18 protein-coding genes are annotated in these 21,575 nt (G+C 64.4%); 13 read left to right on the forward strand and 5 right to left on the reverse strand.

The window, feature by feature from the left end; genetic code table 11:
• Positions 1–6: 6 nt before the first annotated feature.
• From AB0M65_RS08755 to AB0M65_RS08805, 11 genes are all read left to right on the forward strand, one after another.
• Positions 7–3,111, forward strand: coding sequence for an AAA family ATPase (locus AB0M65_RS08755; protein WP_364023652.1), 3,105 nt, complete (start codon positions 7–9; stop codon positions 3,109–3,111).
• Positions 3,112–4,051: 940 nt separating this feature from the next.
• Positions 4,052–4,447: a metalloregulator ArsR/SmtB family transcription factor gene (locus AB0M65_RS08760; RefSeq protein ID WP_364023655.1), complete on the forward strand. Its 396-nt coding sequence runs from the start codon at positions 4,052–4,054 to the stop codon at positions 4,445–4,447.
• Between the two features lie 76 nt (positions 4,448–4,523).
• Positions 4,524–5,633 (forward strand): GTP-binding protein, encoded by a 1,110-nt coding sequence (locus AB0M65_RS08765; protein WP_364023658.1) that lies wholly within the window; start codon positions 4,524–4,526, stop codon positions 5,631–5,633.
• 61 nt (positions 5,634–5,694) lie between these two features.
• Complete coding sequence (locus tag AB0M65_RS08770; protein ID WP_364023661.1) at positions 5,695–6,798, forward strand: methyltransferase domain-containing protein; 1,104 nt, start codon at positions 5,695–5,697, stop codon at positions 6,796–6,798.
• A gap of 103 nt (positions 6,799–6,901) precedes the next feature.
• A complete protein-coding gene (locus tag AB0M65_RS08775; protein WP_364023664.1) occupies positions 6,902–7,693 on the forward strand; it encodes an ArsI/CadI family heavy metal resistance metalloenzyme in 792 nt (263 codons plus the stop codon).
• A gap of 17 nt (positions 7,694–7,710) precedes the next feature.
• Positions 7,711–8,571, forward strand: coding sequence for an arsenite methyltransferase (gene arsM / locus AB0M65_RS08780; RefSeq protein WP_364023667.1), 861 nt, complete (start codon positions 7,711–7,713; stop codon positions 8,569–8,571).
• A 160-nt stretch (positions 8,572–8,731) separates the two neighbouring features.
• Positions 8,732–9,760, forward strand: a complete 1,029-nt coding sequence (locus AB0M65_RS08785; RefSeq protein ID WP_364023670.1) for a hypothetical protein — start codon at positions 8,732–8,734, stop codon at positions 9,758–9,760.
• Positions 9,761–9,811: 51 nt separating this feature from the next.
• Entirely contained in the window at positions 9,812–11,083 is a 1,272-nt protein-coding gene (locus tag AB0M65_RS08790; RefSeq protein ID WP_364023672.1) for a cysteine desulfurase, read from the forward strand.
• 78 nt (positions 11,084–11,161) lie between these two features.
• A complete protein-coding gene (locus AB0M65_RS08795; protein ID WP_364023675.1) occupies positions 11,162–12,256 on the forward strand; it encodes an LLM class flavin-dependent oxidoreductase in 1,095 nt (364 codons plus the stop codon).
• A 142-nt stretch (positions 12,257–12,398) separates the two neighbouring features.
• Positions 12,399–12,806 (forward strand): metalloregulator ArsR/SmtB family transcription factor, encoded by a 408-nt coding sequence (locus tag AB0M65_RS08800; RefSeq protein WP_364023678.1) that lies wholly within the window; start codon positions 12,399–12,401, stop codon positions 12,804–12,806.
• 138 nt (positions 12,807–12,944) lie between these two features.
• Positions 12,945–14,279, forward strand: a complete 1,335-nt coding sequence (locus tag AB0M65_RS08805) for an FAD-dependent oxidoreductase (RefSeq protein ID WP_364023779.1) — start codon at positions 12,945–12,947, stop codon at positions 14,277–14,279.
• 67 nt (positions 14,280–14,346) lie between these two features.
• Here the strand turns inward: AB0M65_RS08805 and AB0M65_RS08810 are convergent, their stop codons facing one another.
• Positions 14,347–15,102 (reverse strand): PIG-L deacetylase family protein, encoded by a 756-nt coding sequence (locus tag AB0M65_RS08810; protein ID WP_364023681.1) that lies wholly within the window; start codon positions 15,100–15,102, stop codon positions 14,347–14,349.
• 64 nt (positions 15,103–15,166) lie between these two features.
• Positions 15,167–15,847, reverse strand: coding sequence for a hypothetical protein (locus AB0M65_RS08815; RefSeq protein ID WP_364023684.1), 681 nt, complete (start codon positions 15,845–15,847; stop codon positions 15,167–15,169).
• Between the two features lie 263 nt (positions 15,848–16,110).
• On the opposite strand from AB0M65_RS08815, the gene AB0M65_RS08820 reads away from it, so the two are divergent.
• Complete coding sequence (locus AB0M65_RS08820) at positions 16,111–16,455, forward strand: metalloregulator ArsR/SmtB family transcription factor (protein WP_364023687.1); 345 nt, start codon at positions 16,111–16,113, stop codon at positions 16,453–16,455.
• Positions 16,456–16,482: 27 nt separating this feature from the next.
• Here the strand turns inward: AB0M65_RS08820 and AB0M65_RS08825 are convergent, their stop codons facing one another.
• Entirely contained in the window at positions 16,483–17,517 is a 1,035-nt protein-coding gene (locus AB0M65_RS08825; RefSeq protein WP_364023782.1) for an inorganic phosphate transporter, read from the reverse strand.
• Between the two features lie 155 nt (positions 17,518–17,672).
• Entirely contained in the window at positions 17,673–18,581 is a 909-nt protein-coding gene (locus AB0M65_RS08830; RefSeq protein ID WP_364023690.1) for an NAD(P)/FAD-dependent oxidoreductase, read from the reverse strand.
• A 401-nt stretch (positions 18,582–18,982) separates the two neighbouring features.
• Here AB0M65_RS08830 and AB0M65_RS08835 point away from each other — a divergent pair, with 401 nt between their 5' ends.
• Positions 18,983–20,473, forward strand: coding sequence for an MFS transporter (locus AB0M65_RS08835; RefSeq protein ID WP_364023693.1), 1,491 nt, complete (start codon positions 18,983–18,985; stop codon positions 20,471–20,473).
• A gap of 19 nt (positions 20,474–20,492) precedes the next feature.
• On the opposite strand, the gene AB0M65_RS08840 is transcribed toward AB0M65_RS08835, so the two are convergent.
• Positions 20,493–21,158 (reverse strand): MIP/aquaporin family protein, encoded by a 666-nt coding sequence (locus tag AB0M65_RS08840; RefSeq protein ID WP_364023696.1) that lies wholly within the window; start codon positions 21,156–21,158, stop codon positions 20,493–20,495.
• Between the last annotated feature and the right edge of the window lie 417 nt (positions 21,159–21,575).

A 21,575-nucleotide genomic window follows, 5' to 3' on the forward strand; every position in this document is an offset into this window, starting at 1 on the left:
CCCGCGATGGCCGACGAGCTTGAGGTACCGCGCAGGGCGATTATCGACCGGGTCACGGCATGGCTGGCAGGCCCGGAGCGGATGTTCCTGGTGGTGGGGGAGCCAGGCGCGGGCAAGACTGTGGTGGCTCGGCAGGTGGCGGACGCGTGCAGCAGCCAGGTCGCCCTGGCGCACTACTGCCGTGTCACCGACGAGCGGAGCTTGAACCCGGCGGACTTCCTCGCCACGCTCTCGGATGCGCTCGCGGGGACGGTGCCTGGGTTCGCCGAGGCCCGCGAGCGGGCGCTGACCGATCCTCGCATCCACGTCACGACCACGGTCACCCAGCAGATCGGTACCGTGAACGAAAGCGCGCAGGTTATTGGTGCGCAGCTCCATGTCGACAACGTCACGTTGCGGGAGCTCTACGCGGCCGCCGTGCGCCGGCCACTCGCCGTTTGCGCCGATCCCGGACGCCCGGTGCTCGTCATTGTCGACGACCTGAGCGCTTCGCTGGCGCACGGCAGCGTCGACCAGACCATCGTCGCGCTGCTGCGGATGATCGTTACCAGTGGCGACGTACTGCCGACCTGGCTGCGTTTCCTGGTTACGAGCAGACCCGACGTGGTCGCGTTGCGCGACCTGAAGGCGCTGCCCTGTGAGCTCACAACGGAGCTGGCTCACGATGGGCTCGACGAGTACGTGCGAGCCAGGCTGAGCGCGGACGAGCCGCGCCTCAGGGAACGCATCGTGGCGGCCGCGCAGGCCAACTTCCTATTCGCCAGGCACTTGGTGGACGACGTACTGTCCGGGCGCGCTGGGTGGGCAGGAGGTGGCGAGGCGCTTCCGCAGAGCTTGTCCGAGATCTACCAGCGGTGGGTGGTCGCGGAGCGGGAGAAGGTCGGCGCGAGGTGGCGGCAGCGGTTCGTCCCGGTACTGCAGGCGCTCGCGGTGGCGCAGGGGCGTGGGTTCGAGATCACGGAGCTGGCCGGGATCACGGGCCAGCACCGGGCTGACGTCCGGGACGTGCTGGAGAGCATGTCCCAGTTCCTGCACACCGAGGGCGAACGCCGGTCGATCTACCACGACTCGTTCCGGGACTTCCTCGCCGTCGAGGAGATCAATCCCGTTGAGGCGCACTGTGCGGTGATCGACTACTTTGTACGCCTCCATGGCGGCAGCTGGGAGGGTGCAAGCGACTACGCCCTGCGCCACTTGGCCACACACGCCACCCACTGCGACCTGCTAGACGAGGTCATCGCCGACACCGAGTATCTCGTGTACGCCACACCCGACGAATTGCTGGCCGCGATGCGCAGCACCGTCAGCGCTGCCGGCCAGCTCACTCGTTCGATCTACCGCGCCTCAGTTGGTCTCCATCGCCACCTCAGCCCCGGCCGCCGCCGACAGGTCCTGGCTACCGACGCCGCGCGATTCGGCGCAACCCGCCAGCATCGCGCGCTCGCCGCATCCTTGGCGTGGCCACCGCGCTGGGCAACCGGACGGCAGACCAGTTCGGCCCTGCACCTTACTCTCACCGGCCACTCCGGCGGAGTGCGCGCGGTCGCGTGTACGACCGTCGGCGGCAAGCCCGTGGCCGTCACTGGCGGCGACGAGGAATCGGTGCGGGTGTGGGATCTGACTGACGGTGCCCTCTTGACCACCTTCTCGGACCGGCGCAACTGGGTGCGGGAGGTGGCGTGCGCAACGATTGACGGCGAACCGGTGGCCGTCACCGCGGGCGAAGGTGGGTGGTTGATTGTTTGGGACTTGGTTACTGGCGCAGAGCGCACCACTATCGGCACCGATCCTCAAACGAGTGTCGTGTGCACGACTATTGATGGTCGGCCCGTCAGCATCAGCGCCGGTGAAAGTGGATTTGTGGAGGTATCGGATCTGATTACCGGGACCGGTTGGGCTACCGACTTCAACCACCATGGCTTTGCGTGCGCGGTGGCGTGCACGACGGTCGACAGCCGTCCCATGGCCGTTATCGGCGATTTCGACGGACTGGTCAGGATGTATGACCTGACCACTGGCATGGTCATGGCTATTTTCCCCGGCCATCGCAGCATGGTGTGGGCGGTGGCGTGCACGACCATCGAAGAACAACCCATGGCCGTCACCGGTAGCTCCGATGGAACGCTGCGGCTGTGGAGTCTGGACACCGCAAGCGAGCACGACTTCGTGGGCACCGGTCACGCCGCTGACATCACTGCGGTCGACTGCGGCACGCTCGAGGGCGAACCAGTAGTTGTCACCTTCGACGCAGCTGGGAACGCGACAGCCTGGGAGGTGGCGACTGGTGTGATCGCTGCCGTCCTTCCCGGCCGCTTCGAGCACGTGACCGCGGCGGCGTGCACGACTATCCATGGCCAACCCGTCGCTGTCACCAACGGCTCCGATGACACGGTGCGAGTGTGGAACTTGGCCACAAACGAGGTCAAGACCGTCAGCGCCAGCGACCACGTGTACGCGCTGTCGTGCACGACAATCGACGGTCAACCCGTCGTCGTCACCGGCGATTCCGCCGGCACGGTGCGAGTACGGGACCTGGACACCTGGGCAGTCAGGGCTGACCTGGCTGGCCACCAATACGCTGTCTGCGCGGTGGCGTGCGCCACTTTCGACGGTCGACCCGTTGCTATGACCGCCAGCCATTCAGGACGGTGGCACGGGATCACTCACCCGCCGACCTACTACACTCCGGGCAAAGGGACAGTGCTCGTGTGGAATCTGGCCACCGGCGCCCGCATCGCAACTCTTAACCACCACAACGAAGTGCGCGCAGTCGCAGGCGTAACCGTCGACGGCCGTTCCGTCGTCGTCACCACCGGAGGCGATGGGACCGCGTCGGTGTGGGACATGGCTACCGGCAAGGTTCTGTCCACCCTCACAGGCCATCAAAAGCGCGTGCGAGCGGTAGCGTGCACCGTCCTCGACGGCCAACCCGTCGCCGTCACCACCAGCGACGACAACACTGTGCGGATCTGGGACCTGACCACTTACGGCGAAATTGCGCTACTCGACTGTCTTGGGCAATCGGTGTGTGTTGGGCCGAGCCAAGAAATCATTATCGGCACCGGCTGGGACCTTGTGGTCATTGACAGGCGACCAACCAGACACGCCTGACGCAAGCTAAGTCGTCAAATGGCGCTGTATCTCACCGCGCACCTGCGTCGGATCTTCCAGCGGAACAAAGCCACAGTCAGCGCCTATATCAAGCAGCTCCGCCTGAACCGCTGCCGGCACGACCGGCAGATCCGGCCTTGCTCCATGTGGCTATCCACACGATCGCGGACAGGCGGGGGTTCACCAGCCCGGCCGACTTCAGCCGCGCCTTCCGCACCGCAACCGGTATGCACCCGGCCGATCTCAGCGGCCGGCTGTGCGTCGAGTTCTGGTAGCCGGAAATGTCTGACCTGATCCCGGCGGCGGGTCTGCGCGAACAGCGGGTGTCGCACGAATTGTCCATGGGGTCCGGCTTCGGCCGGCAATGCGACGCAGACTTCGCCTTGATAGGCCGAGCGCGACGAGAAATCCTCGTGTGAAGGCGGCGATCTCGCTTGCCGCGGCAAGGCCGGCCTGCTCAGTCACAGCCTCGAACAGTCCGGCAGATGGTGGAAAGTTCGTTGGTGCAAGGGGAGCGAGCGACTAGGCCGACCCTGGCCGCCACTCGTGACTCGATTTCCATATGGTGCGATACAAAAGCCTGCTTATCGACTTCGATCGATGAACATCGAAGCACCGTCTAGTTGGCTCTATCGGGGTCCATGTGACTGCCCTCTCGAATCCTGATCTTGGTAGTGGTTGAGTGTTGAACGAAATTTCGGCCAAGGGAAATTGCGTGTCTGCCAGTGCTCCGTTCAGGGCACCTCGAGGTGCAACCCATTGACGGTCATCATTATGTCGCCTACCTTGCTTTGTGCTGGTGTCACAGGAAAACTGGCAGAAGCCGACGTCGGGGGCTGGGGGGACGGGGCGTGTTTTCGTCTATTTATCTTGCATTTTTCGCGACCAGGTATGCCGTCGCGTGGGAACGCGTATGACCCGCTCAATGGATGATCTAGTTGTGCCTGAGCAGGTTGCAGGAGCGCCGCAGCCGCCTCGTCGACCGGACGCCACGCCGCTGCCGACGGAGCAGGCGGAGCTGCTTGTGCCCGTCTTGAAGGCGTTGGCGCACCCCATTCGACTGCGACTGGTCTCTTTGGTGGCAAGCCATCCGGACGGTGAGGCGTGCGTCTGCACGATCTCGTCTGGTTTCAACGTCAGTGGTCCTACCATCAGTCATCATCTGCGGATGCTGCGCGAAGCCGGGGTGCTGGACTGTCAGCGCCGTGGGACCTGGGTCTACTACCGTACCCGTCCTCAAGTGCTGGCTGATCTGGCGAAGATCATTGGTACTCCGATGGTTTGCGGCGATAGCTCGCGACTGGCAGTGGTCCGACCGGCTGAAACCTGTCGCTGATGTACCCGCTTCTGCGCCACTTCAATGGAGACCACGGAACGGTCACCGAATTCGGCAAATCCAGATGGGAAAACGCATGGTCAAATTTATTGCACTAAGCGGTTTTCTGGGTGCGGGAAAAACGACTACCATGATCGCCGCTGCGGAACAGCTGCGCGCTGCCGGCCGTCGGGTGGTCGTCATCGCCAACGATCAGGGGTTGAACTTGGTCGACACCGCGATGGCCGGACGTAACATTTCCGGTGCGGGCGAGGTGACGACAGGATGCTTCTGTTGCCGGTTTGACGATCTTGTCTCCGTTGCCCGGCGTTTGGTGGATCAGGAGGGGGCCGACACTGTTATCGCCGAATCGGTCGGAAGCTGTACTGACCTCACTGCCACCGTCGTTCGTCCTCTCCGCCAGTTCTATGGCGACGAGTTCCAGCTGGCGCCGCTGACCACCCTCGTCGACCCGGTTCGGTATGCGCGCTTTGAGGCCGGGTGGGTGCGTGGGGAACCGGATACCGACCTCGCCTACCTCTATCGGAAGCAGCTCCAGGATGGCGACATCATTGCCGTCAACAAACTTGATCTGCTCGACCCGTCGGCCAGGAACCGGGTGGTGGAGGACATCCAGCGGCGCTTTCCGCACGTGCGCGTCGTCACCTGTGCCGCGGCTCGCGGTGAGTTGCAAGAGCTTCGGCGGGCCTGGGACAGCGACTACACCGAACATGGCCGTGACCTGGACATCGACTACATCCGCTACGGCGTCGCCGAGGCCAGGTTGGCTTGGCTAAACCGGACCTACGACCTCGCCGGACGCGACCGCGGATTCACCGCCGCGAGGTGGGTCGATGCGCTACTCGGGCACATCGCCGCCACCTGCCAGCGAAACGGTTACGTGATCGGCCACGTCAAAGTCATGGTGACCAACCCGGCAGGTGCGGTCGTGAAGGCCAGTGTGGTCGACGAGGCCGAGAAGGTGACTTTCGACGAGCGCGCTGATGTCGGCGTGGACGGACTGCGGGCCACGCTGAACGCGCGCGTCTTGTGTGAGCCCCCGGACCTGGACCTGGCAGTCGATGGCGCGGTGGTCGCGGCGGATGCCGAGTCCGGTTCGCGAACTGTCGCTGAGGACACCCTGTCGTTCAAGCCCGGCCAGCCCAAGCCCACGCATCGGCTGCGGTCGCCGGAGCCGATCCATTGATATCCGTCGATATGTTGTGTGATACTGCTGCCTGAGAACAATGCTGCGGGGAGGATCGCCGATGAATGTTCTCCAAGGTATCCAAGATCGATATAGTGCTGCGTCGAGAACTGCCGAGCCCGGCCTCTGCTGCCCGGTTGATTATGACCCGAAATACCTCAGGGTCATCCCTGCAGAGGTAATCGAACGCGACTACGGCTGCGGAGACCCGGTTTCTCACGTGCGGCCAGGCGAGACTGTTCTTGATCTCGGCAGCGGGGGCGGCAAGGTGTGTTTCATCGCGGCCCAGATCGTGGGTCGCGCCGGCAGCGTCATCGGCGTCGACGTCAACGACGACATGCTTGCCTTGGCCCGCGGAGCGCAGAGCGTGGTGGCCAAGGAGTTGGGTTTCGCCAACGTCACGTTCGCCAAGGCGCGTATCGAGGATCTGGCTTTGGACCTGGAGTTCGTCGACACGCAACTGTCCGGCAGCCCCGTGGCCAGCTACGGTGACCTGGAAAAGTTCGAGGCACGAGCGGATCGCCTACGGCGTGATTCGCCGCTCATCCCTGATCACAGCGTCGATGTGGTGATCTCGAATTGTGTGCTCAACCTGGTCTCGCCGGCGCGCAAGCAGCAGATGTTCGCCGAGATCGCCCGGGTACTTCGGCCTGGTGGCCGCGCGGTCATCTCCGACATCGTCAGCGACGTCGATGTTCCACAGGCCATGCGCGACGACACGCAGCTGTGGTCAGGCTGCTACAGCGGTGCCCTGCGGGAGGACCGCTTCCTGCAGGCTTTCCGCGATGTCGGCATGCACGGTCTCACCGTGCAGAAGCGGGACACGACTTGGGAGACGATCGGAGGCGTCGCCTTCCGCAGCATGACGGTGGCGGCGTACCTGCCCGCGTCGGTCGATGAAGTTCGGCGCGAACGCATGGTGTTTTATCGAGGCCCCTTCGCGAAAGTCACCACTGACGACGGCACCGTCCTCCAGCGCGGTGTGTCGCTGACGGTACGCGCTGATGCTGTCGCCCAGCTGATCACGACCCCCTATGCCGAGCATGTCTTGATCGACGACTTTGCAGGTTCCCTGCAGGAGCCGCGGGAAACCGGCCAGTCAACGACTGAGTGTTGCCTCCCATCACCCGACGGTGGACCTGGTACGGCGGGTTGCTCATGTTGACCTTCAACGTCGCTCCGATGCTGGGTGGGTTACCCCTCCGGCCACGACGGTCCTTACACGTCCGATGCGTGCACCACGTTCCATCAAAAGACGAGGAGCCCCAGTGGAAATCATTACGTACGTCGCGGGCGAGGATGAGCTGAGCGGTGCGCAGGATGTTCTCGACGCCGTGACCAACTGCGGCGCCGGCGATCACCTCGCCGCCGTGAACCTGTATGGCGCTGACCTGGACGGGATCCCTGCCGTTGTCCTGCAAGTGATGCGACTGAAGAAGACCGGCGCCATGCCGTTGACCATCGCCGACGATCAGCCGATCGCCAGCGGCTCGCTACCCGACGTCGCCTTGCTGGAGCAGGTTCTGCGCGACGGCGTGACCGAGCCCGCCGTGCTGGTGTCGCAGGCTGACAGCGCAGTGAATTTCCCCACCGCCAGCCGGATTCACCTGAGCATGTTCGTCAACGACTTGAAGGAATCCGTCGCGTTCTATGAAGTCTTCTTCGGTCAGCCGCCGACGAAGCGACGCGACGACTACGCGAAGTTCGAACTGGAAGAGCCACCACTGAACATCGCGTTCAGTCAGGACCGGCAGCCGGAGAAGGGCGTCGGCGCTGTCAACCACCTGGGCATCCAGGTCAAGAGCAGCGACCAGATCCTCGCCGCACGCGACCGGTTCCGCACGGCCGGCTTCGCGGTCGACGAGGAAATCCAGACAGCTTGTTGTTACGCGGTGCAAACCAAGATTTGGGTCGGCGACCCCGACGGCAACCGGTGGGAATGGTTCGTCACGACCCAGGCGGACGCCGATGAAGGCTGCGGCGCGGATTGCCCGTGCTACAGCGAGATCGCCCCGAGCCGGGCAGGTTCGGCGCCCGCCTCCATGCCCGTCAGCGCCTAAGCGACAGGGGGAACGGAATGAGCCACACCCCGGATCTGAAGACTGCGATTCGCGCACGATACGGCAGCCGTGCCAACCTGATGGTGGAGCCGGCTGCCGCGGCGAGCTGTTGTGAGGGACCATCGAGTTGCTGCGGTGACGTCGTCGGCGGGAGCAACAACTTCTCCTCCGGCTTGTACGACCTGAGCGAGCTCGATGGTGTGCCGCTGCAAGCACAGCTGGCCACCCTGGGGTGTGGTAACCCAACGGCGCTCTCGGAGCTCCATGCCGGGGAGACCGTGCTGGACCTCGGTTCGGGTGGTGGTCTCGACGTGATCCTCTCCGCTCGACGGGTCGGCCCGACCGGCCACGCCTACGGCATGGACATGACCGACGAAATGCTGGAGCTGGCGTGGCGCAACGCCGCGGAAGCCAAGATAGACAACGTCACCTTCCTTAAAGGCGACGTGGAATCGGTTCCGGCACCGGACGCCAGCTTCGACGTCGTCATCTCGAACTGCGTGATCAACCTCGCGGTGGACAAGTCGGCTGTCTTCGCGGAGATCTACCGTGTGCTGCGACCGGGCGGCAGGCTCGCCGTGGCGGATGTCGTCATCGACGGCGGCCTCGACGATGTCGGGTTCGCGGACCAGTTGCGCCGAGACCAGCATGCCTGGGGAAGCTGCATCGCCGGAGCGCTCAGCGACCGCGAATATCGTGATCATCTGCGGCAGGCCGGATTCGACGATATCGGTGTCGAGATTCACCGTCGGCACACCACCGAAGAACTGTTCGCTGCCGGAATTCCTGACTGGGCGACCGATCTGCCGCGGCCCGAATTCGATCGCGCGATGGACCGGTTCACCAGCTCCTTCGTCAGGGCGGTCAAGCCGGCCTGACGAGCGTCAGCTGGCTATGACAGTGGTCAATCTCTAACACATTGACCACTGTCAATGTGTCTGTTAGCTTTCTTGCAGGACCCGCGGCCACCTGTGGCCGTCCGTTTCAGGAGGTGTCCAGGTGTCTTTCGACCTTCAAGCGATGTCCGACGATTTGCGGTTGTTCACCGAACGGCGATTGCTGTCCGAAGCCGAGGCTGCACAGGTTCTCGAGGTGGCCGCAGACCGCTTCCCCTTCGCGCAGGCGATGGGGCTGGCCGACTCCATCCATGTGCACGTCAACGTCGACTCGCTCAGCGAGGTCGTTCAGGAGGAAACCCTCGCGCGTGCCGCGAAGGAAATCGAGCAGAACGAGGTCGAGTACAAGATCGAGTTCGCCAGCGGAGTCAACGTCATTTTCGCCACCGAAGCGACTGCCCAGGACGAACTCATCGAGGGCGCGGTCACTTCGGCCAAACCCTACGTGGATCACTTCGGTATCGACCTGCGAGACGAAAGCGACAGCACACGGCGGGTATTCGACGGCATCCCCGCACTCGCCGAGACGGCCGGATGGCGCCACGTGTTCCAAGACGGCCCTGTGAATTGCTGCCACGTCGTCATGGGGCCGAAGCACTGGGTGTACCCGCCCGGATCAGCCGTCAGCGGCGGCCGGCCGGTGGAGTTCGCGTTCGGCCAGTTGACGGAGTCGGACACCTACGTCGGTTGCGACTATCGGCCCATCGACCCGGCGCACCCGCTGGCGGATCGAGCTGCTGACATCGACTGCAGTTGCGAGCCGAATGCGACTGCGTCGACAGTGGTCGCAACACCGGCAGCGACAGCGACGACGAGCGCCACACCTCCGAAGAAGGTCTACATCTTCGAAGAATGCACCTGCAACTCCAGCCCGTCTGCGTCGCTCCTGGGCTTGTTGGCCAGCCGGTACCCGACTGCCGACGTTCGAGCGTTCGACCTGGCCAAGCCCGAAGGCCTGGTCCCACTGCCGCCCACGTTGTTCATGCAATTGCAGGAGAACGCCGCCGCGGCACTTCCTGCCATCGTGGTCGACGGGCAGATCAGGTCACAGGGCTGGACACCGAACTTCATGGACGCGGTCAAACTCGTCGAGAGTCCCGACCCCGCTGGTCCGGTTCGCCGTGCACAAGCCGCCGGCGAGTGCTGTGGTACGGACGGTTCGTGCTGCTGATCTTCACCGTGCCCCCAGGCCGCGTCAGAGCTGAGAATCGAGATGGAGAGCATGAGCCTTGTCGACAGTCCGACCGCAGCGGCTGAGCTGCAGCGGATCCGTGCTGACTTCCCCAGCCTGAGGGGGTCGCTGGCCTATTTCGACAGCGTCGCTTCCTCGTTGACACCCAGACCCGTGATCGATGCGATCGTGGACTACTACGAGAACTACCGGGCGAATGTCCATCGCGGTTCCTACGACATGTCGTTGCAGGCATCGGAGCGATTCGAGCAGGCGATCCGGACCATCGCCGGACTGATCAACGCCGGCGAGGACGAGATTGTCCTGACGCAGAACACCACCCACGCCATCAACCTCGCCGCGCTGACCATTCCGTTCGAACGTGGCGACGAGATCGTGCTGTCGAGCCTCGAACACACCTCGAACATGGCGCCGTGGATGCGTGCCGCCGGCCTGTACGACCTCAACGTGCGGTGGTACAAGTCCGGCCGCAGCGAGACCTTTGACCTCGACAGGTTTGCCGACCTGCTGACGCCGAAGACGAAGGTCGTCGCCTTGGCGCAGGTGTCCAACGTGATCGGCACGACCACGCCGGTCGGGGAGATCGGGAAGATGTGCCGGGAGCGGGGCATTTTCTTCGTCGTCGACGGAGCCCAGTCCGTACCGCACATGCCGGTGGACGTCAGGGCGATCGACTGTGACTTCCTTGCTTTCTCGGGTCACAAGATGCTCGGCCCCACGGGGGTCGGCGTGCTGTACGTGCGTCGCGACCGGGGTGAGACGCTCATGCCCGCGATCCTGGGCGGCGGGACGATCGATACCACGTCCTGCAATTCGTCCTCATTGGACAGCTGTGTGCTCGCCGATTGCAGTTTCACCGGTTTGCCCCACAAATGGCAGGCCGGAACGCCGCCGATCGCCGAAACGCTCGGCCTGGCCGCGGCCGTGGACTACCTGCAAAACGTCGGTTTCGAGTGGATCGCACAGCAGGAGCAGATCCTGCTGCGGCAGATGCTGGATGGCTTCGCGGCGGTTCCAGGTGTCGACATCCACGGGCCCAAGGGTCTGGACAACCGTGCGGGCATCGTGTCGTTCAACGTCGCCGGCCTGCCGCCGGAGGAGGTCGGCCGCATTCTCAGTGAGAACTACAACATCGCGGTACGGGCCGGGCAGCATTGCGCGGTCAACTACTTCTTCAAGGAGCTTCACGACAAGGTCGAGCACCCCGGCAACGTGCGTGCGGGCCTCTATCTTTACAACACGACCGAAGAAGTCGACCGGTTGGTCTCGGCCGTCGGCGAGATCGCCGCGCTCACTCGCTGACGATGCGAAGACCGCCACGCCGGGCGTCGAGGGCTGCTCGACAGTTCGTCCGAATCAACGCTTTTTCGGGAGTGGGCAGTGGAATTCACGGTGTACGACCTGACTTCGGCGAGCGCGAGCAGTGCGTCCGCCTGGCGCGCTGCTGACAACGCCACGTCTCACGCGGCCGCCTACCGCCACACGTTCGAGCAAGCGGCCTTGGCGGACGAGGGAGGGCTGGACACCTACTTCGTCACCGAGCACCACTTCAACGGCGGCTTTCAGGTCGTCCCCTCGCCGCACCTGCTCGTGGCCGCTCTCAGCCAGACCACTACCCGCATCCGGCTCGGCGCGATGTGCACCAACCTCCCGCTGTACCACCCGGTTCGGCTCGCGGAGGAGATCCGGATGATGGATCTGCTGTCGCAGGGGCGTCTGGAACTGGGCATCGGGCGCGGCACGGCACCACACGAACAGGCCGGATTCGGTGTGGCCCGTGAAGAGACCGAGGCGCTGTTCGAGCAGAGCTTCGAACTCATCCGCCAGTTGCTCGTCGACGGCGGGGTGGACAAGTACGACACCGGACCCTGGCAGGGCACCGGCGTCTCCTTGACGCCGGACGCCACCCAATCGCCGTGTCCACCTCTGTGGATGACCGCGAACAGCGAGAAGTCGGTCCGGAAGGCGGCGCGCCTTGGCCTCAACCTGTGCACCGGTTTCCTCGACGTTGAGGACACCGCCCGGACGAGCAAGATCTATCGCGAAGAATGGCAGGCCGTCCACCCGGACGAACCGGTCGGCAAATACGGGACGCTTCAACATATTTTCGTCGCTGAGACCGAATCCGAGGCGCGTCGGCTGGCTCAGCCGCACTTGCAGGACTGGCTCGGCGCGGGGCGTGACGCCGTCGTCGCGAACAAACAGAGCACCGCGGTCGATGTCGGCTATGAGGAACATCGGCAGTACTTTGAGAAGATCACTCGGCTTTCGTTCGATGACGCGGTCGAGCGTGGCAGGATCATCTTCGGCACCCCCGACCAGTGCGCGGCTCAACTGCTGCGCAAGGCCGAGGGAGGCGTTCAGATGTTCCAGGGCTGGTTCCAATTCGGAGGGCTTGATCCCGAGGCGAGCAACCGGTCACTTCAGCTGTTCGGTGAACAGGTCGCACCGGTAGTACGCGCTGCCGGCCTCTGAACCGTCTGCCGCGCTGCGCCACGGGCACGCGACACGTCCGTCTCCTGCCCAACCCTTGAGATCGGCCCGCTCTTCACAGCGCTTGGGACGAAGGTCGCATAAGGTACGATCGCTCGCGGGTGGCGAAGGCGAGGAGGCCGCGATGGTGGCTCGGCAGCGTGACGTCGAGGTCCCCCTGACCGATGAATACTGGTGCATCTCCATCTCGGAGGCGCCCCTGGCGGAGAAAGCAGCCGTGGACATGTCGGCGGTCTTCACCGCGCTGTCCGATCCGGTCAGGCTCAGGTTGCTGTCGCTGGTCGCAGCGCAAGGTGAAGTGTGCTCCTGCGACCTGGAAGCACCACTGGGTAGGACCCAGCCCACCATCTCCCATCACACGCGGGTGCTTGCCGCGGCGGGCCTGCTCGCGTCGGAGAAGCGCGGACGCTGGATGTTCTGGAAGGTTCCTGACGAACGCCTTGCCGGCATCCAGGCGCTCCTGAGCGCTGCGCACGCTTGTGCACGCGACGGTATGGAGACCGTCCCGAAGGCGGCACGCAAGACCGGATGATTCCGCGGCAGTCGCCTCTACGGGCGCCCTTCTGTCCCGTCCCACTTGAGGGTGACGTCGCCCTTTTGCACCTATCGATAATGGTCGATACGATCGTGGGTGTTGGTTAGAGATTTGTCTATGCAGGAGTGTGGCGTGGTGACCGAACTTCCAGTCGTTGTCATCGGCGCTGGACCCGTCGGGCTTGCGACGGCCGCGCACCTGCTCAAGCGCGGCGTGGAGCCGGTGGTGCTGGAGGCCGGCAGTGAAGCGGGCTCGGCGGTTGCGGAATGGGCACATGTACGCCTGTTTTCACCCTGGTCACAGCTGGTCGACCTTGCCGCGGCGGAGCTGCTGACGCCGACTGGTTGGTCACATCCCGATGCCGACGTACATCCCACCGGTGGCGAGTGGCTGAAGTCCTACCTGCGCCCCCTGGCGCAGGCGCTGGGCGATCGAGTGCGCGTCAAAGCCCGCGTCACCGGGGTGGCTCGACGCGGCCAGGACCGCATCTCCGACGTCGGCCGTGGCGAACAACCTCTGGCGGTGCACGTAGCTGGGCCGACGGGCGACGAGGTAGCGCTGGCGCGCGCGGTCATTGACGCCTCCGGGACGTGGGCGACACCCAGCCCGCTCGGTAGCGACGGCATTGCCGCGCCCGGCGAACATGCCGCTGAGCAGCGCATCTCTTACCGTGTACCTGACCTCGCACAGCCAGCGCAGCGTCAGCGGTACGCCGGACGCCGGATCGCCATCGCCGGAAGCGGACATTCGGCTCTGACCGCGCTGGTGGTGCTGACAGCTCTGGCCGAGGAATGTCCAGGCACGGAGATCGTGTGGCTGCTTCGCCGGGAGACACCCGTCTCGGCTGACGAGGCTGACAGTGACCAGTTGCCCGCCCGCGGCGCGTTGGGATCTCGGGCGACGGCGGCCGCGCGGTCCGAACATGTGCGGGTCGTGGCAGGATTTCGAACCGCTGCCGTCGAACAGGGTCCTGATGGTCTTGTGATCCTCGAGTCTGTCGACGGCCGTCGCCTTGAACCGGTGGACGAGGTACTGGCGTTGACCGGATTCCGGCCGGACCTGTCGTTCTTGGGCGAGGTGCGGCTGGATCTGGACCCGGTACTGCAGGCACCGCGGGCGCTGGCCGAACTGATCGACCCGGCTGTGCACTCCTGCGGGACCGCGATTCCCCACGGCGTGCGCGAGTTGACCCAGCCCGAGCCCGACGTCTTCATGGTCGGGATGAAGAGCTACGGCCGCGCGCCGACATTCCTCGCGATGACCGGCTATGAGCAGGTCCGCTCGGTCGCCGCGGCGCTGGCAGGTGACCACGATGCCGCCACCCGGGTAGAGCTGGCACTGCCGATAGGCAACGCGTGCGGAGAACCCGGCATCGTCGCTGGTTGCGGCGAGGCCGGGGACAGTGCTTGCGGCGATGGAGCGGGCCCTCAGCTGCTGGACCTGCGGGCGCCCACCTCCGCACGTTGCTAAGTGGTCGGTTCGGAAGTTCTTCGTGGGTATCGGCGAACTTCCGAAACCGACCACGAAGGCCGCGGTCTCAGAACTGCAGCACTTCAAAGGACACGGCGAACTCGCAGCCCAACTTGGATCCGGCATTGCGGCCGATGGTTTCGAGGAATTCGGCGGCGTCGAAGTTCGGGTCGCCGAGCCCTTCGATGTACGCCGCATGGGCTCGCAACGATGCGACACCGCGGTCCAGAGAGTCGGTGACGTCGACGCCGTGGGTGGGCTGGGGCGAGTTGGCTGACCAGATGCGGCGAGCGTCTCCCCAGGGTTCGAGGCCTTCTTCGAGCAGCTCCGGGAAGACCCAGCGGTTGCCCGCATCACGGGCGCCGTCGAGGATCGCACGGCCGGTGACAATGTGGTCGGCGTGGTTCACCGGCGAGCCGTCCATGCCGAACTGTGCGGCATCCCAGCTGTCCCGGATGTTGTTGGTCAGCACGACCTGCGGCCGGTGGACGCGGATCTCGCGAGCGATCGCGCGTCGCAAGGGGAGTCCGTATTCCAGGATCCCGTCCGGGAAGCCGAGGAAATCCACGACCTCGACGCCGACCTTTTCCGCCGACGCGCGCTGTTCGTCCTCGCGGATCACGCGGGCTTTCTCGGGGGCGATGCCGTCAATGCCCGCTTCGCCGTTGGTCACGAGGCAGTAGACGATCTTCTTGCCCTGGGCTGTCCAGTGCGCTACCGCTGACGCGGCGCCGTACTCGAGGTCGTCGGGATGGGCGACGATGGCAATCGCGGTTTCCCAGTCTTCTGGCAGAACCTTGAGCTGGGGGGTGGGCTCCGGCACGTGAAATCCTCTCGACTGTCCGATGGCTCGATGCTGACGTCAACCGCGCGAGAACCCACCGTCGTCAACAGGACTGATCGGCGCGACCTGCGATAGCGGGGACCAGGTCGGCCAGAGGATGTCCTGGATCGATGGGACGGTAGTCGCAACCCACGTCCTCGCCGAAGACTTGCAGCTCTCCGAACGCGAACTCGATGGGCCGGTATTTCTCGTCGGTACCTGTCGGCGGGTATACCCACCTCTTCTCGCTGACCTCGCAGTAACAACCGCGTACCGGGCTGTCGGGACCACCCTGGCGAACGGTGCGCCAGCCCGAATCCGTGGCTCGCTCGCCCAGCGCGGCGTAGATGCCGGCCGACTGGGGCGACTCCTCACGCAGGTCGATGCCGAGATGATCGACGAACGGCGTGGGCCGGGTGACAGCTCCAGGAACAAGATCGTCCTCGGCGATGGGGCCGCTGGTGAAGATGACCGCGAGTCCGTTGGCGTAGCCGTACTTCTGGAATCCTGGGGTCTTGCGCTGGCTGGTTACTCCCGAGCGGACGATATCGCCGTGCGGAAGCACTCCCAGGTCATCGATCTTCACCTGGACATGCACGGAGTCGGCGATGGACAACGCCTCGGCAAAGGGGAATGTGGGTTCCAGCAACGCGACGACGAGGTCAGCTTCGTTGCTGGACAACAACTTGTGGTCGACGAAAACGTCGAGCGTGTCGCGGAAGACAGCAGGATCAAGGATCGACATGGACGATCATCCCCTCGTGCCAAGTAGCGAAAAGAGAACGCGGCGCACCAGAGCGGCCCGGCGGTGCGCGATGGACGTCGCATGACCCGTGCGGCTGGTGCGCAGTGCTGCCGACTCGGCCTGATTGTGGCACGAACGATCGTGAGTTTCAACAGTAAATGCTTGTGTTAGCAGTGGTCGTTGTTGCTCGTTGGCGTGGTCGCGCGTTGCTATTATCAGCGATCGTTGTTGTTACTTGCTTCGAAGAGTGCTTAACTACTTCCATGCCCTCTGCCGAGCTGACGCTACTGTCACTTGATGACGCGCCGCGCGAGATCGCCGGCCAGTGGGCTCCGCTGTTTCGAGCGCTGGGTGACCCGGTCAGGCTGGAGATCGTGCTGCTCCTGGTGCGCGAGCCACGCACCGTCAAGCAACTGCAGACCGCGCTGAAGCTGAGTCAAGCACTGGTCAGTCATCATCTGCGGTTATTGCGTGAGCAGGACATCGTGGTCGCCACGGCGCGCGGCCGCAGCAACATCTACGAAGTCTGCGCCCCGCCGCTCGCGTGCCTTGCGCAGTGTCTGGAGTCGATGGTGTCCAGCACGGCCCCGGCCGGCCCGCAGCCGTAGCCGGCTCCCTCTCAAGGCGTCTGCCGTTCACTGAATCAGGGCATAGGCGCCTGCTGCGACGAGTCCGGCGAACGGCGGTGTGACAACCCAGGCGATGGCAAAGCCGCGGATGGTCTTCGCGTTGATGCGGCCCACGTCTTTGCCTGCGCTTCCGGCGATGGCGCCCGTGGACACATGGGTGGTGGACATCGGCAGGCCGGCTCCGGCGCCCAGTCCGACCAGCGCGGCTGTGGTGAGATTCGCCGAGAATCCCTCGCGATGGTTCATGGTGACGACGTCGTTTGCCAGTCTTTCGGCGACCCGGAGTCCTCCGACGAGCGAGCCGGCAGCCATGGCCGCGGTCACGACGAGGAGTATCTGCCACGGTCGCCATCCGGCCGGCACGAGAGCGAATGCTCCGATGGCAACGATTTTGGGTGTGTCGTTGAGGCCGCGGGCAGCACAGGCGAAACCACTGGTGACCCAGTGGGCGACGCCGAGGACGCGGTCGACGGCGGAAGGCGTTCCAGAGGTCTGCTGCCCTTCGGGTGCCATCTCGGCCGCCGTGGCCGCACCGGGTCCATGTGCACGCCGGCCGGATCGTGGCGGTGAGCTCACGACACGCGAGAGCAAGGCCAGCCCGAGCGACAGGACGTATGCGACGACCACGCTCAACAGCAGCGGCAGCACCACTTTCGGAAGCAATGCGCTCCACTGAACCGAACTGGCGGCGAAGAGTACTCCCGCGCCGATCAGTGCCCCGACCAGAGCGTGCGTGGTGGAAACCGGCAGCCGCAGGATGGTCGCGAGCACCACCCAGCTCGCGGTGCCGAGTAGTACGGCCGCGGTGAAGGCGGCGCTGGGGCTTGCCGCCACGATGCCGGTCGAGAACAGTGCCGTCATCTTGCCTGCCAACTGGAGTGAGATGAGGCATCCGACGAGGGTCGTTGCCGTGCCCCACAAGATCGCCGTCCGGAACTTGGTCACCCCGGCGCCGGCGAGCGTCGCCACCGCCTTGGGTACGTCATTGCTGCCGTTTGCTGCCGAAAGTCCGATGAGGAGAATCAACACTGTGATTGTCATGAACACCGACTTAATTTTGGGCGAATTTCACCATATCCCGGCTCGAAGATCGTGACAATGACCGCGATTTGAATAGAAGAAGCTCTAAATCAAAGGAAGTCGAAATAGTCGGATTTGCGCTGACCTTGTTGGTCTCGGTTTTGTGGAATCCTGCGTCAGGCGTTGTGATCGAGGTCCTGTACGAGAAGTGAAGTATTGATTGCCTGGGCTGCCTTGTAGCCGCCGCTTGCCGCATGGACGACCTGCTCGGTGGCGCTCGCGGCGTTGCCCACGATCCAAAGCCCGTCCTCGCTGCTCTTGCCTGTTTCGTCGGTGACGGGGTACCGGCCGAATTTGGTCTCGTGCATGTCCACGTCGAGCTGTCGGAGGATTTCGTCTCTGACATCGAATCGTGGACTGATGTAGAGCACGCGGCACCGCACCATGCGGCCGTCGGCCAGTCGAACCGCTGTCAGGGCGTCGTTCTCGACCAGCACTTCGCTGGCTCGAGCGTCGACGACGTCGACGTGTGCCGCCGCGAGCCGTCGTCGCGCCTGAACAGTCAATTCGGCGTCCGTCAACTCGTGCTGGATGAGCACGGTGTCACCGCTTAGCCGGCTCACCACGAGAGCTTTCATGAGATCCTCGGCCGAGCTGGCCAGCACCGCGGTGGGTGTGTCGCGAAGTTCCCAGCCGTGGCAGTAGGGGCAGTGCACCACGTCGTTGCCCCATCGTTTCGCGAGTCCTGGCAGATCGGGAAGTCGATCGACAAGGCCGGTGGCCAGGATCAGCCGCCGAGCCGTGATCGCCGACCCGTCCAAGCAGGTCAAGGTGAATCCGCCGGTGCTGGGGACCGCGGTGGTGACCTGCCCTCGCCGTAGCTGAACGCCGTAGGATTCGATCTCCTCGCGGCCGGCGAGGAGGAACGCCTGTGGCGACATGCCATCCCGCGTCAAGTATCCGTGCAGCTGAGTGGCGGGAGCATTGCGTGGTTCGCCTGCGTCGATCACCACCACTGACCGCCGGGCGCGTCCGAGGACGAGCGCCGCGCTGAGACCACCGGCGCCGCCGCCGACGATTGCCACATCGCATGGTTCCGGCCGGACTGAAGCGCTGCTCGCGGGCGAATGGGCGGGTGGGTTTGTCATGCGGTCGGCTCCTTGGGCGAGTCGGGCTCCGTGGGCGGGGGTGAGAACATCCGCGCGCCCATCAGTGACGGTGATTGATATTAACAAATATTGTTGATACAGCGTGCGACTTGTGCCACGATCTACGGAAGCACCACGAGGACGGTCAGGAGGTCATCGCTGATGTCGCAGGCGTCGCGCGGTGCCATTCGCGTCGAACTGCCGCCCGTCAGCCCAGAAATTTCTGCCTGCCCGCAAGCATTCACGATCGTCGCTGAGCGATTCTTGACCAGCCTGCTGCCGACGGCCGAGCGGTCCAGCGCCTCAGCGCGGCCCATTCCTGTCAGAAGGGAATCCTCATGGATCAGCGCCCTTCCAGCGGCCTCGACGGCGCTCCTCCCGGTGGTGCACAACTGGCCTCGGGACACGAGGCGCCGGGTAGTAGTGATCGCCCTGCGAAAGCGGGTCGGCTGGGCTTCGGTCTCGCACTGATCCTGGGTGCCCAGTACCTCGTCTCGCTGGACGGTTCCATCGTCGCCGTGGCACTGCCCCATATTCAGCAGGAGCTCGGCTTCTCCTCGGCCGGCGTGCAGTTGGTCGTCACCGCGTACAACGTGGCCTTCGGTGGAGCCCTCGTCCTGGCCGGGCGATTCGGCGATCTGATCGGTCGGCGGCGCCTGTTCATCATCGGAATGATCGCGTTCGCGGTGACGTCGCTGCTCTGCGCGTTGTCCCAAAACCCGACGATGCTTGTCGTCGGCCGTGTTCTGCAAGGTCTCTCAGCCGCGACCATCGCGCCCACCGCGCTGTCCTTGCTGACCGCGTCGGTGCCGGAGGGCCCCGCGCGTGCGAGCGCGATGAGCAAATTCGGAATCGCCACCGCACTCGGCTTCGTCAGCGGACTGGTATTCAGCGGGCTCCTTGTCGACGCATTCCATTGGCGTGGTGTCTTCTTTGTGACAGTGCCCATCGGCGTCGCGGTAGCCGCCCTCGCGCCCCGCTTCATTCCCCGCGTCGCTGTCGTGAAACACCGGATCGACTGGCTCGGCGGACTGCTGATCACAGCCAGTGTCGCGCTGCTCGTGGTGGCGCCGACCCAGGGAGCGTCAACAGGCTGGACGTCCCCGCAATTCTTCGTGCCGCTGGCCGTGGGCCTCGCCCTGATGGCGGCGTTCCTTGTCGTCGAGACTCGCCATTCTGAGCCGTTGATGCGGCTGGGGCTGTTCCGGTCGAAGTCGTTGCGAACGGGCAACATCGTCACCGTCGTCGCCGGCTTCGTCTCAGGTACCGCGTACCTGCTGGTGACTCTGTACCTGCAGGAGGTACTGGGCCGCACGCCATGGGAAGCAGGGCTTATCGTGGCTCCGATCGGCCCGCTGAACATCCTCTTCGGAACAGTGCTCGGCCGGCTGATCATGCGACTGGGCGTCCGTACGTCGCTCACGACCGCGACGTTCATGGCCGGCTTGTTCATCGCGCTTGTCGCCTCGCAGATGTCGACGGATCAGAACGTCTTTGTCTTCGGCCTGATACTGCTGCCGATGGGCCTCGCCATGATGGCGACCATGGTGACCTCCACCTTGGCTGCCACGTCGGGGGTCGCCGGCCACGAACAAGGGCTCGCCGCGGGAGTGCGGCAGACCTGTTTCCAACTCGGCATCGCACTGGGTGTCGCCGTGCTGGTCTCGGTCGCTGCCAGCCGGACCGCCACACTCGGTTCCAGGATTCCTCAGGTCGCACCTGCCGACGCACTGGTCGACGGTTTCCAGCTTGCTTTGTACATCCTGGCTGGCTTGGTGATCCTTGCCAGCGTGGTGGCCTTCACGGGCCTGCGGAAACAACCCGCCTAGGACAGCCGCGCTTCTCGATTCAGTGCTGGTCGATCACCCGCGGGTACAGCAGGCGGACCACGGCGATCGCAAGGGCGGCGCCAAGGACCTGGGCGAGGACGAACGGGCCGGTGGACGCCGGCTGGATTCCCGCGAAGGTGTCCGACAACGTTCGGGCGAGGGTGACGGCCGGATTGGCGAAACTGGTCGACGCGGTGAACCAGTACGCGGCGGCGATGTAGGCACCGACAGCGTACGGAGCCGCGGCGGCCCGGCCGGAACGGACAACTCCGTAGATCACCAGGAGCAGTCCGAAAGTCGCGATGGTCTCGGCCAGCCAGAGCCCGGGGGAGTTGCGTTGCTTCTGGCTGATCTCGACGGCCGGCAGTCCGAACATGAGGTTGGACAGGACCACGCCGACGGCGCCGCCACAGAATTGGGCAAGGACATACGGCGCGAGCGCGCGCCACGAGATGCCACCCATGACGGCGTCAGCGACCGTGACAAGGGGATTGAGGTGAGCACCGGAGATCCGTCCAACGGCAAGAATGATCGCCACCAAGGCGGTTCCGGTGGCGATGGAGTTCTCGAGGAGCGCCAGGCCGGTGTCCTGAGGTGAGAGGCGTTGCGCCTGGATTCCGGAGCCGACGACCGCGATGAGCAGCAACGCGGTGCCGGTGAACTCGGCTACGACCCGCGCGGTCATAGTTGCGGCCGCGGGAGGGGCATGGACAGCGGGACGTGACTGTGTCACGGAAAAGTCTTGGTGAGCGGCTGCCATGTGCTGCTTCCTTTGATGAGGCGCTCGATGGCGATCAGGGCAAGAAACTGATCAGTGGAAACTGAACCGAGCACATCGTCGCGACATGCCGGTAGACGCGGTCGGGCCGCCAACGATCTCTACGCGAGCGCCTTTGCGGCACGGCAGCGGTGAACTCGTTCGTGAGCTTAGATAGCGGCATCCAAGTGGTCAACTGGTCATCATGCACCCTTTGCTTCGATGAATTGCTATATAAAGAAGTTTCAAATCTGTGAAATACTCCGGACGCCGCAAAAGGTGCGGGTGTGCGGTGCGAATGGCGCAACTCGGTGAATCCGCGATCGCCGAACCGATGCTTGTTGA

The sequence above is a fragment of the Amycolatopsis sp. NPDC051071 genome (assembly GCF_040682875.1).
Lineage (GTDB): Bacteria > Actinomycetota > Actinomycetes > Mycobacteriales > Pseudonocardiaceae > Amycolatopsis.

Bases quoted from the DNA above. Each gene is read 5' to 3' on its own strand.
- AB0M65_RS08755 (WP_364023652.1), top strand. From the start codon at position 7: ATGGCCGACGAGCTTGAGGTACCGCGCAGGGCGATTATCGACCGGGTC.
- AB0M65_RS08765 (WP_364023658.1), top strand. From the start codon at position 4,524: ATGGTCAAATTTATTGCACTAAGCGGTTTTCTGGGTGCGGGAAAAACG.
- AB0M65_RS08770 (WP_364023661.1), top strand. From the start codon at position 5,695: ATGAATGTTCTCCAAGGTATCCAAGATCGATATAGTGCTGCGTCGAGA.
- arsM (WP_364023667.1), top strand. From the start codon at position 7,711: ATGAGCCACACCCCGGATCTGAAGACTGCGATTCGCGCACGATACGGC.
- AB0M65_RS08790 (WP_364023672.1), top strand. From the start codon at position 9,812: ATGAGCCTTGTCGACAGTCCGACCGCAGCGGCTGAGCTGCAGCGGATC.
- AB0M65_RS08800 (WP_364023678.1), top strand. From the start codon at position 12,399: ATGGTGGCTCGGCAGCGTGACGTCGAGGTCCCCCTGACCGATGAATAC.
- AB0M65_RS08815 (WP_364023684.1), bottom strand. From the start codon at position 15,847: ATGTCGATCCTTGATCCTGCTGTCTTCCGCGACACGCTCGACGTTTTC.
- AB0M65_RS08820 (WP_364023687.1), top strand. From the start codon at position 16,111: ATGCCCTCTGCCGAGCTGACGCTACTGTCACTTGATGACGCGCCGCGC.
- AB0M65_RS08825 (WP_364023782.1), bottom strand. From the start codon at position 17,517: ATGACAATCACAGTGTTGATTCTCCTCATCGGACTTTCGGCAGCAAAC.
- AB0M65_RS08835 (WP_364023693.1), top strand. From the start codon at position 18,983: ATGGATCAGCGCCCTTCCAGCGGCCTCGACGGCGCTCCTCCCGGTGGT.
- AB0M65_RS08840 (WP_364023696.1), bottom strand. From the start codon at position 21,158: ATGACCGCGCGGGTCGTAGCCGAGTTCACCGGCACCGCGTTGCTGCTC.